Consider the following 16,167-nt stretch of genomic DNA (forward strand, 5'->3'; position numbering starts at 1 on the left):
CTTTGTGGCCAGCTAAAGCTGTTCAAAATCGTTCCATACGATTTTGTGCAATTAGAACAACTAGTTACTGCAATCAATGCCTTGCTTTCATCCATTTTTCCTACGCCTAAATAGATCATCTAATTAACGGAATTGGTATAACCGGTACAACCGCTATTTTTATATTTCACATATCTCCAGCGGGAGATTATCCGGATCCTTAAAGAAGGTATATTTTTTGCCGGTATAGGGGTCAATACGCACAGGCTCGACATCAATGGCAAAGGATTGCAGGTGTTTACAAGCCAGATCCATTGAATCCACCACAAAAGCGAGGTGTCTTAAACCCAGTGCTTCAGGGTAACCAGCCCGAGGGGCAAAATCCGGAAAGGAGAATAACTCGATTTGCGTACCGTCGGGGAGCTGCAAATCAAGCTTGTATGAATCACGCTCCTGCCTGTAATTCTCATCAATAATCTTTAACCCTAATACAGTGCTGTAGAAATACTTGGATTTCTGATAATCAGAACAGATGATGGCGCTATGGTGTGTCCCTTTTAGCATCTTTTATTCCTTAATTGTCTTATACAGCTGAAAACCACAGGCTTGATAATTTGCCAACGCGCGCGGATGATCTAGTGAACAAGTATGTACCCAGACCCGCTTCGCATCACATAACTGCCAGGCACTTTTAACCGCCTCTGAGAGCAGATAAGCGCCGAATCCTTTACCGATAAACTTAGGTGCGAGTCCGAAATAGAGTATTTCCACCTCATTATTATCTGCAATTTCAAGTTCAAAATAACCTGCGATTGCCCCCTGGTAATAAGCAACCCAGGTTCGCAGTTGTTCCCGCTCAACATGCGCCTGCCATTGTTCGTCAGAATCACTGAGCTTATCAAACCACTGCCAGTTCTCTCCGACTAAGCTATAAAGGTATTTATTAAAACGAAACTCTTTCACTTGCGCTTCAATAATAGTTAATCCCGTAACTCCAGGCTTTTCAAGCAGCTGTTCGGGGCTGGTCATTTGTAAATAAAAAGTTGTTAAATCATTATTATTCACCTTAACTTGCTCAACACAACCAGGCTGATCAACCGGATCACTACAGCAACTTCCAAAATGCACCGCTTCTAACCAGGCTTTTAACTCTTCTTCCGTGGCCTTTTTATTATTCACGTATTCCCCTTATCACTTAGAAGTATCAGCAGACTAAGATATTAATGTATCATCAATACCTGTCACACCCCACTGATATCATCTAAGCTTGAAACACTATGATTCATGATTACAGCTATAGTAGGGTTGTAGTGGATCAAGCCGCGTAATATAAGAGGCTGTTTATGATAAAGATTTATAATATTGCCGAACCATCATCACAGATTAGTATGGCTCCCACCATTATCCACCCTCTGCAAAGTCTCTCGGATTTACAAAACATCGGGGTGAGCAATATTTATATCAGAATCGATCCTCTGTTAAATATGTACAATCTCAACGGAACGAAAATCGGGCAACTTGATATATTACTTTCAACCGATAACTTAAGTGTCATTCCGGTTTTATCCATTGAAGAGCCGGAGACTATCGAACCTTTAAGCAAACTATTAAAAACGGAAAACAGCTTCGATATTACCCTTATCTCCTCGCAGCCGGGGTTAATTAACCAGGCGCGCGACTTAATGCCGCTTATTCGCGGTGCTGTTGATTATAGCCGTTACGATTTTGCAGCGATAAAAGATCCATTACACTTTATAGCCCAACAAACACATCGCGCAAAAGCAAAAATAGCCCTGTTGCCCGCACAATTTAACAGTAAAAAACAAGTTGAAACCCTGCAAAAGCGGCTAATCACAGCATGGTCAGCAGATAGCGGCACCAGCCTCAGCGAGGCGGTGGCAATGTTATGCTCCGGAGTAAACGGCATCATCAGCGACAATCCCATTCAGCTGCAGCAAGCCATGGGATTGTTTAACCGGCACAGTTTATTAAGAAAGCCGCTTATTATCGGACATCGCGGCACCCCCTCGTTATTACCTGAAAATAGCTTAGAAGGTGCGATTAAAGCCTGTCAGCTTGGGGTGGATGCCATTGAATACGATATCCAGCTCAGTGCAGATAAGCAGATCGTTGCCATGCACGATGAAAATGTAAAAAGAACCACTAACGGCTATGGCCTGATCGAAAAAATGACCCTGGCGGAAATAAAAAACCTGCGTATAACCGACAGAGGGAAAACAACTGAATTTTTAGTCCCAACACTCGAAGAACTTTTTGCTCAATTTGCAAATACGTCATTGATTCACTTCATTGAAATAAAAAGTAATAATCCGGAAATAATACAGCCGTTAAAAGCAGCAATAGAGAAATATCAGCTCGCCGACCGGGTGGTGGTGATCAGTTTTAAAGAGACGCAATTAAGCAGGATGTACGACATGATACCGGAGATCCCGGTCGGTTTTTTAAGCGACTATCAAGCTTCACAGAAGACAGATCAAAATCTGCAGCAGATATTAACGGCAACGCAAAAGTTTTCCAGCACCTTTAATCCTGACTATAAAAATTTAACGGCAGAGACAATGGAAGCGGCTAAACATCGCGGCACCACTTTCTGGACCTGGACCTTTGCAGACCCAAAAAAGGCGCAATATTATTATGCGCGGGGCATGCACGGCCTAACCTGCGACTATGCCCAATGGTTTGCAGATTTCCCGGTGTCTTTAATCCCTGAGCGTAATAGTGAAACCATTAAGGTCGGGCAACCACTGAACTTAACCGTGGTTCTCATCACTCAAGCAGGCAAAAAAATGCCGGCCCAGTCAATTTATACGGTGCTAGAAAGTAGTGCCGAGTACAGTCACAAAGACGGTAGTCTGCTATTTACAACCCCCGGTCAGGCTGCGCTGTTATTATCCCATCGGCATCAGATGTCCGGGGGGGAGTATTATCATATCTATGCAGCACCAATTCTGGTCACAATCATTAATGCATAAATTAACATGCTTGTGCAGTTGGCTCAGGTAATAACAAATTTGTAGATAAACTGACCATGCAGCCTAAAGGCCGCGCCCCAAACCAGTTAGACAAAGAAAAGCTAAAAGATAAGCTTTTACACTCAACCTGAGTTACCTACATAAGCATGTAAATTAATCGCTACAAACCAAGACCTTCTATAATCTCTAAAAATACAGCTTCGCGGTTTTTATTGCTCAGGCGCGGATACAAACGGCACAAACGGATAGCCTGTGCAAACTTATCCTTGCCGATCACACTTAATACCCGGGTAAACAGCTGCTCGTCAAGATAGAAGGTTTTAACCGCATGGGTTACGGCACTGTCTAAATTCACGTAACGGGTACCGTCAAAATCAAAAGCCTGGTTTTCAGTGTCGATAATCAGCTTTTCATTATTTATCCGCAGCTCCCAGCCCTGATAATTAATGCGCGCCTGAATCAGTTCAAACATAAACCATGCACTGCGTTTAAACCCTTCAAAGGCACTGCCTTCCAGCTCAGAGTCTGCCAGCTCCTGCCTAGTCCAGTTCAAGCCGATGCTCAGGGTTTTCTGGTGTTTGACGGTTAAGGCCTGTTTAACCGCATCACGGTAGGCAAATAATGAACTGAATGCGCTGCGCTGGACAATGGTTGCACACTCATTACAGCTCGACAGGCAGAGCGGCGGATGGCTGATTAAACTCTCTTCACTGGCATATCTCGGGAAGTTAATCTCTTTATCTTTAGGTTCGCCGCAAAACCAGCACTGATGGCGGTTATTAAAGGGGATTTCAATCAGGGGATAACGATTCATCGGTGTCCGTTTCAGTATAAAATAGTCGCGCGGGCATGGGGAATAACAGTTGAAAAACAAAAAAGTATTGACCGGAGATCAATACTTTTTTGCAGTGAACGTTTTGCTTAGCTGTTACCAGCCTTTAACAACACCACCCTGGAAAATTTCCAAAGCAGCTTGATACACTTCTTCTGACTGATATGCATTAACAAAGTTTTTTACATTTTCTGCAGTAACATTCTCCTCACGCGCAACGATCAGGTTTACATATGGTGATTCTTTATCTTCTACGAAAAGACCATCTTTTTCCGGTGATAAGTTGATGCTACCGGCGTAGGTAGTGTTGATAATCGCAAGCTCAACATCATCTAATGAACGTGGTAGTTGCGCAGCTTCCAGCTCAACAATTTCGACGTTCTTAGGGCTGCTGACAATATCCAATACCGTTGCAGTCAGATCTGCACCCTCTTTTAATAGCAGCACACCTTGTTGCTGGAGCAGCAGCAATGAGCGACCTAAGTTTGTCGGGTCACTTGGTACAGCAATTTGAGCACCTTCAGGCAGTTCATCAAGTGATGTGATTTTGCTTGAATAACCTGCAATAGGGTAAACAAAGGTATTACCTGCTACTGCAAACTTATAACCGCGATCTTTAACTTGCTGATCCAGATAAGGCTTGTGTTGGAAGGCATTCACATCCAGCGAACCTTCATCAAGTGCCGCATTAGGGGTAATGTAATCAGAAAAAGTCACCAGTTTAACGTCTAAACCATATTTTTCTTTGGCAACTTGTGCTGCAACTTCAGCAACCTGTGCTTCAGAGCCGGCAATCACACCAACGGTGATTTTATTATTATCAACAACAACAGCTTCCTGCTCACCACAAGCGCTTAACAGCAGTGTAGAAGCCAGACCGGCAACAGCAAAAAGATTTTTAAGGTTAAAGCTCATCGTATTTCTCCTTTCAGGGCTTTCCCTGAATTTTAAGTAGTAAAATAGTTGTTATTTATTAACGGTGGTCAACATACTTAACCAAGTGATCACCCACTGATTGAATAATCTGTACCAGTAACACTAAGATAACCACAGTGATCATCATCACCGTGCCATCGAAACGCTGATAACCATAACGGATACCCACATCACCAAGACCGCCGCCGCCTACTGTTCCTGCCATAGCAGAGTAACCAATTAAAGTCACCAGGGTAATAGTAATGGCGTTGATAATCCCGGGCAGGGCTTCCGGTAACAGCACTTTCATGATGATCTGCTTGGGTTTTGCGCCCATTGCCAACGCAGCCTCCACGAGTCCTGAGGGAACTTCCAATAATGCGCCCTCAACCAGACGGGCAATAAAAGGAATTGCACCTATGGTCAGTGGCACAATTGCCGCTGCTGTACCGATCGTGGTACCAACCACAAAACGGGTAAAAGGAATAATTGCCACCAGAAGAATAATAAAAGGGATAGAACGGCCAATATTAACCACCACACCTAATATTTTGTTTAAAACCGGATTTTCCAGCAAACCATTTTTTTTACTTAAATGCAGTAAAACGCCAAGCGGGATACCGACAGCAAAACCGATAAAACCGGAAGCAAAGACCATCGCCAGGGTTTCCCCTAGTGCATCAATCAATAACTGTATAAGGCGCTCATTATGATTCCACCAACTCAATGCCGCATCAACTGACATAACCTAATACCTCTACTTCTACATTGTGGTTTTTAAGAAAAGTAATGGCTTCCAGAGACGCTTCTTCCGGGCCAAAAAACTCCGCCAGCATCAGACCAAATTTAACCCCGCCGACATAATCCATATTGGAGCTGATAATACTGATATCAATAGCAAACTGACGTGCAACCTGGCTGACTAAAGGTGCATCCACGGATGCACCGGTAAATTCTAAACGCACCAGCGGGAAACTATTTTCCACTCGCTCACTCAACAAACGCGCCTGATAATCAGCGGGAATGGTAAGATCCAGCGTTGAGCGAATAAACTGACGTGCTAATTCCGTTTTAGGGTGTGCAAAAATATCCCCCACAGAGCCTTCTTCAACCAGTTTTCCATCTCCAATAATCGCAACTTGTGAGCAGATACCTTTTACCACCGCCATTTCATGGGTAATTAACAAAATGGTTAAGTTTAATTCCTGATTTATCTTGCGCAGCAGTTCCAGAATTGATTGTGTGGTAGCCGGATCCAGCGCGCTGGTTGCCTCATCGCACAATAAAACAATAGGATCTGATGCCAGCGCACGCGCAATGGCGACCCGCTGTTTTTGCCCGCCACTTAAATTAGCCGGATAGCTGTCGCTTTTATCAGCCAGGCCAACCAGCACTAATAAACTGTCAACCTTCTCTTTAATCTTCTTTTTACTTACACCAGCTAACTCAAGCGGCAGCGCTACATTATCAAAAACCGTACGCGATGATAACAGGTTAAAGTGCTGGAAAATCATACCGATTTTACGGCGCATTAAGGTTAACTCTTGATTTGAGAGCAGGGTAAGATCAACACCATCAACTATGATACTGCCACTGGAAGGGCGTTCTAACAAATTAACACAACGAATTAAAGTGCTCTTACCTGCACCGGATGAGCCGATAACACCGAAAATAGTGCCTTGTTCAATATTAACGTTTATGCCGCTGAGTGCATTGATGGCCCGCCCGGCCTGATAAAACACCTTATTAACTTCTTTTATTTGAATCATCAAATTTCCTGAATTTTACTGTGGGGTGACGCATTTTTCTGTTTGCACTATGCGGAAAGCAGATGACAACAAAAAGAGGGTGAACAATAAGCCGTCTAGACGTCCAAGTCAACATTTACTTTACACAGCTCAAATATTCTGAACAGCAGTGTACGTCGGCAGCGAAAAAACGTCCTTATTCTCTACTCAAAAACTGTCGATCATGAAGAGGCAAACACCGTCAAGTAAAATAAGAAAGCAATCAACTTTTGTTATTGTTGCAATTTAGTTAACATAAATTGCTTAATTTTTTTGACTTTTGGGTTTTTTGTACTAAAAAAGCGAGCTGGATCTGAATAATTGGATCAATAATCGAGATTGAATCACCCTGTGCGTAGTATGGGCGATGAAAATACAAGTGACAGGTCTTTTACATAATTAAATGGAGTTTTAACTGTGAGTGAAAATAACGATAACCATCTATCTTCCTTAAGCCGCCGAAATTTTCTAAAAACAACCACCGGACTTGCACTTGCAGGAACAGCTTTAATATCCGGCACAGCCCAGGCTGCAGGTAAGTACCATTCTAATCATGGTGATTTCTGGGAAAATGTCAGTGATAAGTTTACGCTCGACCCTGCCACTACCTATATGAATATCGGCACAACAGGTTCCATGCCGCGTCAAGTACTCGATAACTATAACGAGAATAACCGCATTGTGGCCAGCAACCCGTGGGATATGCAGAATAAATTTGGTAGTTGGCCGCATACCACGGAAATGACCGATGCTATTGCCCCGGGTTTTGGCGCCAATGCAGATGAAATCGTGATCAGCCGCAATACCACAGACGGTATGGTCAGCATTCTCAACGGATTGGATTTTCAGCCGGGTGACGTGATCCTGACCACCCACCATGAACATGTTGCGGCAAATTCCCCCCTATATATTGCTGCAAAACGCAACGGTGTCGAGGTGGTTGAGTTAGAAATTCCGGTTTATACCGGTCATAACAAAATCACAGAAGATGATTTTGTGAAAGTGTTTAAAAAAGCAGTGAAAAAATATAAAAACAGCGTTCGTTTAATTACTTTCTCGCACATCACCTATAAAACAGGTACCACCCTGCCGGCAAAACGTATTTGTCAGGAAGTTGCGATTCCTAACCGTATTCCAACTTTAATTGATGGTGCGCATACGATCGGTATGCTTAATTTGGACTTTCATGATATTGGCTGTGATTTTTATGCGGGTTCAGGGCACAAATGGCAGTGTGGCCCCGGCTCAACAGGCATCCTTTATGTACGCACCCCTTCACGCTTTGATGATAGTGAAGAGAATTACTGGCCGGATCGCGACATGCCATTATGGTTTGTTAACTCATCTTTAGGGCACCTTGAATACTTCTCGGCACAATGGAAACTGCAGTATAAAGGCAATGATAACTTTCCGGCTCTGCAGGCATTAACCGATTCCTGTCTGATCTGGGATGAAATAGGCCGTGATAAGATTGAAGAGCGTGTGTTAACTCTGAGCGCATTGTGCAAAGATGAATTATCTAAAGCCTTTCCCCGTGCTTATTCCTACGCGCCAAATATCCCTGAACTGTCCAGCGGTATCACGACCATCAATCCCTTTGATGATCAGACCGATTTAACCATCTTAAATGAATTCAGGGACAGATTACGTGAGGAATACGGCTACATTATCAGAACCACTGATTTTAAAGTGGCGAAAGATGATGCGCTGGATTCACACGCACTGCGTATCTCCACACACCTTTTCCACAGCAAAGAGGATGTAATAGGTTTGGTTGAAGCCATGCAAGCTATCTATTTATCCATGTAATATTCGACACATCACCGCAACTTAGGTAAGCTCTAAGCTGCGGTTTTTTTTATCCACCGCTAAATGTCTTTTTAAACGCCTCTAAGGAACCCAAAATGCCAGCCAAAAGGATTTGCTTAATATCGCTACTATTCTCGGCTGTACTGACAATATTCAGCAGTCAGGCTAGTGCCAGAGATCTGGCTGAAATTCAACAAGCAGGTGTACTACGGCATATCGGCATTCCTTATGCCAATTTTGTCACCCACTATACACTGGGTGACAAAGTCATTAATAGCGGTATGGATACTGAGCTAATGCAGGCCTTTGCGGCTCATCTGGGGGTAAAATATGAATATGTCCCGGCAACCTGGACCAATGTAATTGGCTTAATATCAGGACGCAATGCACAATATATAGATAATCAAATAATCTATGATGATAAAGAAGAAACGATACAGGGTGACGTAATAGCCAACGGCTTCACAACGCTGGAATGGCGCAAAGAAGTCATTGACTTTTCCGATGATTATTTTCCATCAGCGGTATGGTTGGTATCACGTACGGATTCAGATTTACAACCTATCCGCCCCGGCAACAGTATTTCTGAAGATATTGTTGAGGTAAAATCACTGATTAAAAAACGCGATGTACTGGCACTACAGCATTCCTGCCTGGATCCTGCTCTCTATCAGTTAGAACTGACTGGTGCGAATGTTATTTTGCCTACTCAAGAGCGTAAATTAAATGAAATGATCCCCGCCATCCTTAACCGCGACGCGGAAAGTACTATCCTGGATGTTCCGGATATATTGATTGCACTTGAAAAATGGCCCGGCGAGATTAAAGTGATCGGCCCGATTTCACCGGAGCAGAGAATGGCCGTAGGCTTTCGTAAAGAATCTCCGCAATTGCGCAAAGCTTTTAACGCTTATCTAAAACAGATCCGCGCTGATGGCAGTTACAATAAAATAGTGCAGAAATATTACCCAAGTGTATTCCACTATTACCCGACATTTTTTACCAACGCGGTAACAGCAAATAAAAAATGATCTTACGCAAGTGGTTTAGCAGCAAAGTAGTGATCATCATAGCCGGCAGTTTACTGACGGCCTATCTTATTGTCATTCTTGCAGCAACCAATCTCGGGCAGAACCGGCTGCAGGAATCCCAGCATAACGAGTTAAATCTGAAGGTTGCTAATTATGCCGACGGCCTCAGTTTTTTCTTTGAAGTAAACCAGTATAACGTTTCCAATATTGCCAACGATAAAACCATCCGTACTTTTTTCGCTAATCTGGCTTCCGGCATGTCGATGGAATACGGGCTAGGATCCAGCCTGTTTAATTTAAAACAACTAATCAATAAATTTGCCCAGAATAGCAGTATCAATAATACCCCTATTTACGATCGCGTCGCGCTGGTTGATTTCAGCGAGAGTGTTATCTTCGATACAAAGTCAGGTCAGGCGTTAGACCTAAACCAGATTCCATTTACTGATATGGAGAAAAGCTCACCTGTAAAGACGATTCTCCCCCCCGCACTGGATAGTAATAAAAAAGACGCAAGAATCATCGCTATCCCCGGCCCCGATGGGTTAAAAATAAAACTATTAAAAACAGTTTTTTATCAAAATAATCCCAGTGCGCTGCTGATTGCCGAACTCAATACGCAATTGATTATCCAGCAGTTAAGCTCGCAGGGAGCTGCGGATAATGTCAACCGCCTGCAACTATCAACACCGAACGGCAGTATCCAGGCGTTGGACTCTTTCCAATCAAAATACCGCCAGGCTCAATTTTCACTACCTTACGAAACAGATAATCAAATCTATATTGAATACCCGATCGGCAACACAGAATTTAGTTTGAAAGGCTGGTTCGCACCGGTCAATGAGCAAGATATATTAACATCAGGCTGGTTTGTGGTGGCTATTTCAATATTGGCCTTTCCGGTACTCGCCGGGCTTTATTATCTGATGCGCATCAATAACAGCAATATTGTCCTGCAAACCCAAGTGACCCTGTCGGCCAGGCAGCAGCGTATTCTGGCCAAACAAAACGCCCAGTTACAAAGTGAAATAGCAAAACGTAAACAATCTGAAAAAGAGCTCGCGCACCAGGCTAACCATGATGCCCTGACGGAATTACCCAACAGAAGCTATAGCCAGGAACGGCTCAATCAGGCCATCTTTAGCGCGCAAAGACATAATACCCAGATTCTGGTGATGTTTATTGATTTGGACAATTTCAAACAGATTAACGATACCTTAGGCCATGACGCAGGCGATCAGATCCTCAAGCAGACCAGTACCCGCCTAATTAACTCAGTGCGTAATACCGATACGGTTGCCCGTTTGGGCGGGGATGAATTTTTGCTGATCATCCCTGAAATCACCGGCGAAGATACGGCAAAAATTTTAGCGGGTAAAATTCTTAGCGCCTTTGACAAACCTTTTATCATAGAAAACCAGGAGTTTTTTACCTCCACCAGTATCGGGATGTCACTCTACCCGCAGGACGGCGATAATCCGGACAGTCTGCTGAAAAATGCTGATACCGCCCTGTACCGGGTAAAAGATGCCGGCCGTAACGGTTTCAGTTTTTATGATCCTAGTATGAATATTGATGTGCAGCGTAATCTTTCCTTAAATAGCCGCTTACGCATGGCGATCAGTAATAATGAACTGGAGCTGTACTACCAGCCGATTATTGATCTGAAAACCCGCAAGATAATCGCGGCAGAAGCCCTTATGCGCTGGAATGATGGTGAGTTAGGCTTTATCTCTCCCGAAGAGTTTATTCCTTTAGCTGAGAAAAATGGCTTAATTCACGTGATCGGAGAACAAGCTCTCAGAGATGCTTGTTTTCAGGCTGCAGAGTGGCAGGCAATTACGCCCCTTCAAATCGCGGTTAACTTTTCCAGCGTGCAGTTCCGTTACTGCGATGAGCTGCTGCTAAAAATCACAAATATACTAAAAAACAGCGGATTGCCTGCCAACAGGCTGGAAGTTGAAGTAACAGAAAGCCTTCTAATCGACCAGCATGATGAACTGCTCAATATGCTGGATCAGCTTAAAGCACTGGGCGTTAAAATCTGTATTGATGACTTCGGCACAGGTTATTCAGCACTAAGTTACCTGCAGAAGTTTTCCTTTTCCAAACTTAAAATTGACCGGGCGTTTATCAATAATATGGTCACCAGTCATGCGGATATGGCCCTGGTGACGGCCATTCTGGCGATGGCCAACGCATTAGAATTAAAAGTGGTAGCCGAAGGGATTGAAAATGACTGGCAGGCAAACTTCCTGGAACGACGTCATTGTGAGTACGGTCAGGGGTATCTGTTCAGCAGACCGTTACCTGCTAAGGAATTTACTCAGCTGTTGTTACAAGATCAGAAAAAGGCACGTTTAGAAGTTTTGGAGCATCAAACCTAAGCCAACAGCCAACAGCCAACAGCCAACAGCCAACAGCCAAAGATAGAGTCGGCATCTCTTACAACACGTCAACTGCTAATTTCAAAAAACTGTCAGAAAAAGGATCTAGATTATTGTTATTTTATAGCGTTAGTCTAAACTCCCCCGCAAAAATATATTCGAAGAGGTTATTACATGTCCGATAAAGTATTTATTACTGCCCAACAATTACTTGAAGACTCATTTCGTCTTGCTGCACAAGTCTATGACAGCGGTTTCCGTCCGCAGTTTATTGTTGGCATCTGGCGTGGGGGCGCGCCCATCGGTATTGCCGTACAGGAATATTTTGATTATAAAAAAGTAGATACGGACCACATTGCCGTGCGTACCTCTTCTTATTACGGTATTGGCCAGCAAAGCAAGACGATAAAAGTACATGGTCTGCATTACATTATTGAAAATGCCAATGCTGATGACGGCCTGCTGATTGTCGATGATGTATTTGATTCCGGCCGCAGTGTCGTGGCACTGGTTGAGAGGCTGACTTCAGAGATGCGTTTAAATATGCCCAAAGACGTGCGCATCGCAACGCCATATTACAAGCCTAAAAATAAAGCGGTTTCCATGGTACCGGATTATTTCATCCATGAATCAGAAGAATGGCTAGTATTCCCGCATGAAGTATCGGGTTTATCCGTTGATGAGATTATTTCAGGGAAAGGTGATTTTAAAAACATTAAGCATTTATTCGCTGAATAAAGTAAAATCAAGCACCTTTCGGCATTGCCTAAGGTGCTTCATTGTTTACTGATGTACCCTGCTGTTTTATCCAATATATCCGGATAAAGCTGAAAAAATATCTCTGTTAATCTGTCATAATGCGCAACCAGTGCTTCACCGGTGAAGGCCAATGGTGCCATTCTGGGACTGCGTAATGCCATACGCTCCAGGCCATAACCAATATTCTCAATTTCTGCGTAGGACTCAAGCCACTTTTGCTGCCAGATCAATGTTGATACTCTACTGAAACGCGGCGGCAGTGTATTTGTTTCACGAGCTGATTCAGATTCAACCTGTAACTCTGCCTGCCGGCAAAAGCGCGCTAAAGATAAATCATGAAATTGCTGCCAGTATCTGGCCAGACAATGATCCCAGAACATATCCAGCGCAATCGGAGCATAGCGGCGCAACTCTCTGCTGAACAATGGCTTGGCTAATTTCACCAGCTCATGCTGATCCGTATAACTGTCAACAAAACGATGCAGACGAATACCCTGGACAATATCGGCATTAAATTGACCGAGCGGATTGCCTTTAACAAAATCACCCAACAAATTACCTAAAAAACTGCTGTTGTTATGTTGTGCAATATGCAGGTGTGCCAGAAAATTCATAATAAAACCCATGCAGCATGAAAGCAGCTGCTTAGTATACCTGAAAGAGTCAAGCAGCTAAACGAAGGAAAAGTAGTGAGAAGAATTTCGACAAATATAAGCGGAAAATTAACGAGTTAAAACAATCTAGATCCTGTACTCCTGCGCGCCTCAAGGACAAGCTACCGCGGCAGATTGAGCGACCTTGGCTATAATCATATCTAGCGCCTGTAAGTCTGTACTTATCTGAACACAATTTTGCTTATACCAATTCCGTTAATTAGATGATCTATTTAGGCGTAGGAAAAATGGATGAAAGCCAGGCATTGATTGCAGTAACTAGTTGTTCTAATTCTAAAATCAATAACAAAGACTAAAACGTAGTTTTATGTCTAGCTAGCATTCATTTTAACAAGCATAAATGAATAGATAATTATCGGATTTGGTATTATCACGATCAGGGGGGAAAGGAGCCATCATGACAGATCAAAAATATATTGTTGCGCTGGATCAGGGCACAACAAGCTCCCGCGCCCTGATTCTTGACCATGATACGAATATTGTCGCTGTCGCTCAACGCGAATTTAAACAGATTTACCCTCAGGCTGGTTGGGTGGAGCATGATCCCCTTGAAATTTATGCCTCACAACGTTCTGTTTTAGTGGAAACTTTAGCCAAAGCGGGCGTCCGCAGTGATCAAATTTCTGCTATTGGTATTACCAATCAGCGCGAAACCACCATCGTCTGGAATAAACAATCAGGTAAACCGGTTTACAATGCCATCGTCTGGCAATGCCGGCGCACGGCAGATATGTGTAAAGCATTAAAACAACAACCCGGACTGGAAGAGTATATACGCGAAAATACCGGTTTGCTGCTGGATCCTTATTTCTCCGCCAGCAAGATAAAATGGATTTTAGACAATGTAAAAGGTGCCCGTGAAGATGCGCAGGCCGGTAAATTACTCTTCGGGACCGTCGACAGCTGGCTGGTCTGGAAAATGACTCAGGAGCATATACATATTACCGACTATACCAATGCATCCCGTACCATGCTGTTTAATATCAACACGTTAAAATGGGATGAAAAACTACTGCAGGTGTTTTCTATTCCGCCTTCGATGATGCCTGAAGTACGCAGCTCTTCAGAGGTTTACGGCAAAATGAAGATCGGTGGTAATGTCGGTACAGGCATCCCTATTACCGGTATTGCCGGCGATCAGCAGGCAGCGTTATTCGGCCAGATGTGCGTCAGCAAGGGGCAGGCGAAAAACACCTATGGAACCGGGTGTTTTTTATTGATGAATACGGGGAAAGAGAAGGTAAGGTCAAAAAATGGCCTGTTGACCACCCTCGCCTGCGGTGAACGGGGTGAGATATCCTACGCCCTGGAAGGGGCGATATTTATGGCCGGTGCTTCCATTCAATGGTTACGCGACGAGATGAAATTATTAGCCGACGCAAAAGATTCGGAATATTTTGCCACCAGGGTTGATTCATCAAACGGTGTATATGTGGTTCCTGCATTTACCGGTTTGGGGGCGCCCTACTGGGAGCCTTATGCAAGAGGGATTATTGTCGGCCTAACCCGGGGAGTGAACAGCAACCATATTATCCGGGCGACCCTGGAAAGTATCGCCTACCAGACCCGGGATGTACTGGATGCGATGCAGTCTGATTCGGGCATAAAATTGGATTCATTACGCGTAGACGGCGGCGCGGTCAGCAATAATTTTTTAATGCAGTTCCAGTCTGACGTGTTAAATACCAGCGTACTGCGTCCCGCAGTAAGCGAAGTCACCGCATTGGGTGCGGCCTACCTCGCCGGGCTTGCTGTCGGTTACTGGAATAATCTGGATGAATTAAGCGGTAAAGCCGTTATTGAACATATTTTTCAACCTGAACAGGATCCTGCTAAACGTCAAAAACGTTACCGGGGCTGGCTGCGGGCGGTAAAATGCACACAGGCCTGGGCGGCGTTACACGACCCGGATGATGATTAGCCGGGCAGCAAACAGCGGACCATGATCAGCAGCAACTAGCGTTCTTTATTACCTTTTAATCAGTCTCCGGGAAACAACTTCGACGGTCGGATTATAAACCCCCTGCGCGGCTGATAAAGCAAGCTGCAGCGCTTTTTCGGCAATCACTTCTAACTGCTGCGGCAGCGACTGCACTTTAATCGGTAAAAAATCCAGCAGACGATTATCGCCAAAGGTTGCCAGCACGATTTTTTTCTGTAAATCCGGATGCGCTAATAAACATTCCAAAACCCCTTCAAACAACGCATAAGAGGTAATTAAAACAGCATCGGGAAAACTGCCCTGTTCCACCCACTGCCCCGCTAAATGCTGCCCCTGCTGCAGACTGAAGTTCTCACCATAGGCATAGTTAATTTCAAGCGCACCTTTATGGTTTGCTACTGCCGCATTAAAACCTGACTCCCGCTCTTTGGAAACCCCTAACTGCGGCACAGCGCCCAGCAAGCCGATACTGCTGATATTTTTCTCCAGCAGGGACTCGCATAATCGGTAAGCGCCCTCCAGATCTTCGCTAATTACACTACTGAAAAATTCATCATCCATACAGCGGTCGATCGCCACCACCGGCACCCCCTTCGCCTGAATATTACGGTAGAATTCATGATCACCGGGTAATGCACTGGCAACAATTAGTACATCAATGCTGCGCCGGATAAGATTCTCCGCAACGCTCATTTCCGTTTCAATCTGATCATCAGAGCAGCTGATAATTAACTGAAAACCGGATTTTCGCGCATCCCGTTCTAATAGTTTGGCCAGTTTTGCATAGCTGGAGTTTTCCAAATCAGGAATAATCAAGCCAAAAGTACGGCTGTTACCGGCGCGCAGAGAACTCGCCGCATAATTAGCTTTATAGTTATATTTATCCACCACCGCCATTACTTTCAGGCAGGTTTTTTCACTGATCCTATATTTATCCGCTTTTCCATTAATGACATAACTGGCAGTGGTGCGCGAGACACCGGCAAGCTTGGCTATTTCTTCTAATTTCATCAAAAATCCAATTCAAAAGGCAATTATCGAGATCCTTATCACAATATC

General features: G+C 44.1%; 14 protein-coding genes. 6 read left to right on the forward strand and 8 right to left on the reverse strand.

Annotated features, from left to right (window positions below; all coding sequences use genetic code 11):
- Positions 1-159 precede the first annotated feature (159 nt).
- On the reverse strand, positions 160-543 hold the full coding sequence (locus ABZA00_RS01470) for a VOC family protein (RefSeq protein WP_372880367.1): 384 nt from the start codon (positions 541-543) through the stop codon (positions 160-162).
- Positions 544-546: 3 nt separating this feature from the next.
- Positions 547-1,158, reverse strand: a complete 612-nt coding sequence (locus ABZA00_RS01475) for a GNAT family N-acetyltransferase (RefSeq protein ID WP_372880368.1) — start codon at positions 1,156-1,158, stop codon at positions 547-549.
- A 164-nt stretch (positions 1,159-1,322) separates the two neighbouring features.
- On the opposite strand from ABZA00_RS01475, the gene ABZA00_RS01480 reads away from it, so the two are divergent.
- Positions 1,323-2,972 carry a glycerophosphodiester phosphodiesterase gene (locus ABZA00_RS01480; RefSeq protein ID WP_372880369.1) on the forward strand — a complete coding sequence of 550 codons (1,650 nt, stop codon included), beginning with the start codon at positions 1,323-1,325 and terminating at the stop codon, positions 2,970-2,972.
- 160 nt (positions 2,973-3,132) lie between these two features.
- On the opposite strand, the gene ABZA00_RS01485 is transcribed toward ABZA00_RS01480, so the two are convergent.
- From ABZA00_RS01485 to metN, 4 genes are all read right to left on the reverse strand, one after another.
- Entirely contained in the window at positions 3,133-3,786 is a 654-nt protein-coding gene (locus ABZA00_RS01485; RefSeq protein WP_372880370.1) for a hypothetical protein, read from the reverse strand.
- 114 nt (positions 3,787-3,900) lie between these two features.
- The gene (locus ABZA00_RS01490; RefSeq protein ID WP_372880371.1) at positions 3,901-4,719 is read right to left on the reverse strand and encodes a MetQ/NlpA family lipoprotein; all 819 of its coding nucleotides are present in this window, start codon (positions 4,717-4,719) and stop codon (positions 3,901-3,903) included.
- Between the two features lie 58 nt (positions 4,720-4,777).
- The gene (locus ABZA00_RS01495) at positions 4,778-5,464 is read right to left on the reverse strand and encodes a methionine ABC transporter permease (RefSeq protein WP_372880372.1); all 687 of its coding nucleotides are present in this window, start codon (positions 5,462-5,464) and stop codon (positions 4,778-4,780) included.
- Positions 5,454-6,488, reverse strand: coding sequence for a methionine ABC transporter ATP-binding protein MetN (metN, locus tag ABZA00_RS01500; RefSeq protein ID WP_372880373.1), 1,035 nt, complete (start codon positions 6,486-6,488; stop codon positions 5,454-5,456). The genes ABZA00_RS01495 and metN overlap by 11 nt, the downstream gene beginning before the upstream one ends.
- Positions 6,489-6,923: 435 nt before the next feature.
- Here metN and ABZA00_RS01505 point away from each other — a divergent pair, with 435 nt between their 5' ends.
- The 4 genes from ABZA00_RS01505 to ABZA00_RS01520 all read left to right on the forward strand — a co-directional run bounded on the left by ABZA00_RS01505 (position 6,924) and on the right by ABZA00_RS01520 (position 12,471).
- Positions 6,924-8,315: an aminotransferase class V-fold PLP-dependent enzyme gene (locus ABZA00_RS01505; RefSeq protein WP_372880374.1), complete on the forward strand. Its 1,392-nt coding sequence runs from the start codon at positions 6,924-6,926 to the stop codon at positions 8,313-8,315.
- Between the two features lie 95 nt (positions 8,316-8,410).
- The gene (locus ABZA00_RS01510; protein ID WP_372880375.1) at positions 8,411-9,346 is read left to right on the forward strand and encodes a transporter substrate-binding domain-containing protein; all 936 of its coding nucleotides are present in this window, start codon (positions 8,411-8,413) and stop codon (positions 9,344-9,346) included.
- Positions 9,343-11,733, forward strand: coding sequence for a putative bifunctional diguanylate cyclase/phosphodiesterase (locus ABZA00_RS01515; protein ID WP_372880376.1), 2,391 nt, complete (start codon positions 9,343-9,345; stop codon positions 11,731-11,733). Before ABZA00_RS01510 ends, ABZA00_RS01515 begins: the two co-directional genes overlap by 4 nt.
- Before the next feature lie 174 nt (positions 11,734-11,907).
- Positions 11,908-12,471, forward strand: coding sequence for a phosphoribosyltransferase (locus tag ABZA00_RS01520; protein ID WP_372880377.1), 564 nt, complete (start codon positions 11,908-11,910; stop codon positions 12,469-12,471).
- Between the two features lie 38 nt (positions 12,472-12,509).
- On the opposite strand, the gene ABZA00_RS01525 is transcribed toward ABZA00_RS01520, so the two are convergent.
- Positions 12,510-13,106: an ACP phosphodiesterase gene (locus tag ABZA00_RS01525; protein WP_372880378.1), complete on the reverse strand. Its 597-nt coding sequence runs from the start codon at positions 13,104-13,106 to the stop codon at positions 12,510-12,512.
- Positions 13,107-13,563: 457 nt separating this feature from the next.
- Between ABZA00_RS01525 and glpK the strand changes: the two genes are divergently transcribed.
- Positions 13,564-15,087 (forward strand): glycerol kinase GlpK, encoded by a 1,524-nt coding sequence (gene glpK / locus ABZA00_RS01530; protein ID WP_372880379.1) that lies wholly within the window; start codon positions 13,564-13,566, stop codon positions 15,085-15,087.
- 48 nt (positions 15,088-15,135) lie between these two features.
- Here glpK and cra read toward each other — a convergent pair whose 3' ends face one another.
- Positions 15,136-16,119 carry a catabolite repressor/activator gene (gene cra, locus ABZA00_RS01535; RefSeq protein WP_372880380.1) on the reverse strand — a complete coding sequence of 328 codons (984 nt, stop codon included), beginning with the start codon at positions 16,117-16,119 and terminating at the stop codon, positions 15,136-15,138.
- Positions 16,120-16,167: the final 48 nt, after the last annotated feature.

It is taken from the genome of Psychromonas sp. (assembly GCF_041586535.1).
In the GTDB taxonomy this organism is placed as follows: domain Bacteria; phylum Pseudomonadota; class Gammaproteobacteria; order Enterobacterales; family Psychromonadaceae; genus Psychromonas.

Excerpts from the sequence above, each read along its gene's own strand:
- ABZA00_RS01485 (WP_372880370.1), bottom strand. The coding sequence starts at position 3,786 with ATGAATCGTTATCCCCTGATTGAAATCCCCTTTAATAACCGCCATCAG.
- glpK (WP_372880379.1), top strand. The coding sequence starts at position 13,564 with ATGACAGATCAAAAATATATTGTTGCGCTGGATCAGGGCACAACAAGC.
- ABZA00_RS01495 (WP_372880372.1), bottom strand. The coding sequence starts at position 5,464 with ATGTCAGTTGATGCGGCATTGAGTTGGTGGAATCATAATGAGCGCCTT.
- ABZA00_RS01510 (WP_372880375.1), top strand. The coding sequence starts at position 8,411 with ATGCCAGCCAAAAGGATTTGCTTAATATCGCTACTATTCTCGGCTGTA.
- ABZA00_RS01490 (WP_372880371.1), bottom strand. The coding sequence starts at position 4,719 with ATGAGCTTTAACCTTAAAAATCTTTTTGCTGTTGCCGGTCTGGCTTCT.
- ABZA00_RS01520 (WP_372880377.1), top strand. The coding sequence starts at position 11,908 with ATGTCCGATAAAGTATTTATTACTGCCCAACAATTACTTGAAGACTCA.
- ABZA00_RS01515 (WP_372880376.1), top strand. The coding sequence starts at position 9,343 with ATGATCTTACGCAAGTGGTTTAGCAGCAAAGTAGTGATCATCATAGCC.
- ABZA00_RS01480 (WP_372880369.1), top strand. The coding sequence starts at position 1,323 with ATGATAAAGATTTATAATATTGCCGAACCATCATCACAGATTAGTATG.
- ABZA00_RS01470 (WP_372880367.1), bottom strand. The coding sequence starts at position 543 with ATGCTAAAAGGGACACACCATAGCGCCATCATCTGTTCTGATTATCAG.
- ABZA00_RS01525 (WP_372880378.1), bottom strand. The coding sequence starts at position 13,106 with ATGAATTTTCTGGCACACCTGCATATTGCACAACATAACAACAGCAGT.
- cra (WP_372880380.1), bottom strand. The coding sequence starts at position 16,119 with ATGAAATTAGAAGAAATAGCCAAGCTTGCCGGTGTCTCGCGCACCACT.
- metN (WP_372880373.1), bottom strand. The coding sequence starts at position 6,488 with ATGATTCAAATAAAAGAAGTTAATAAGGTGTTTTATCAGGCCGGGCGG.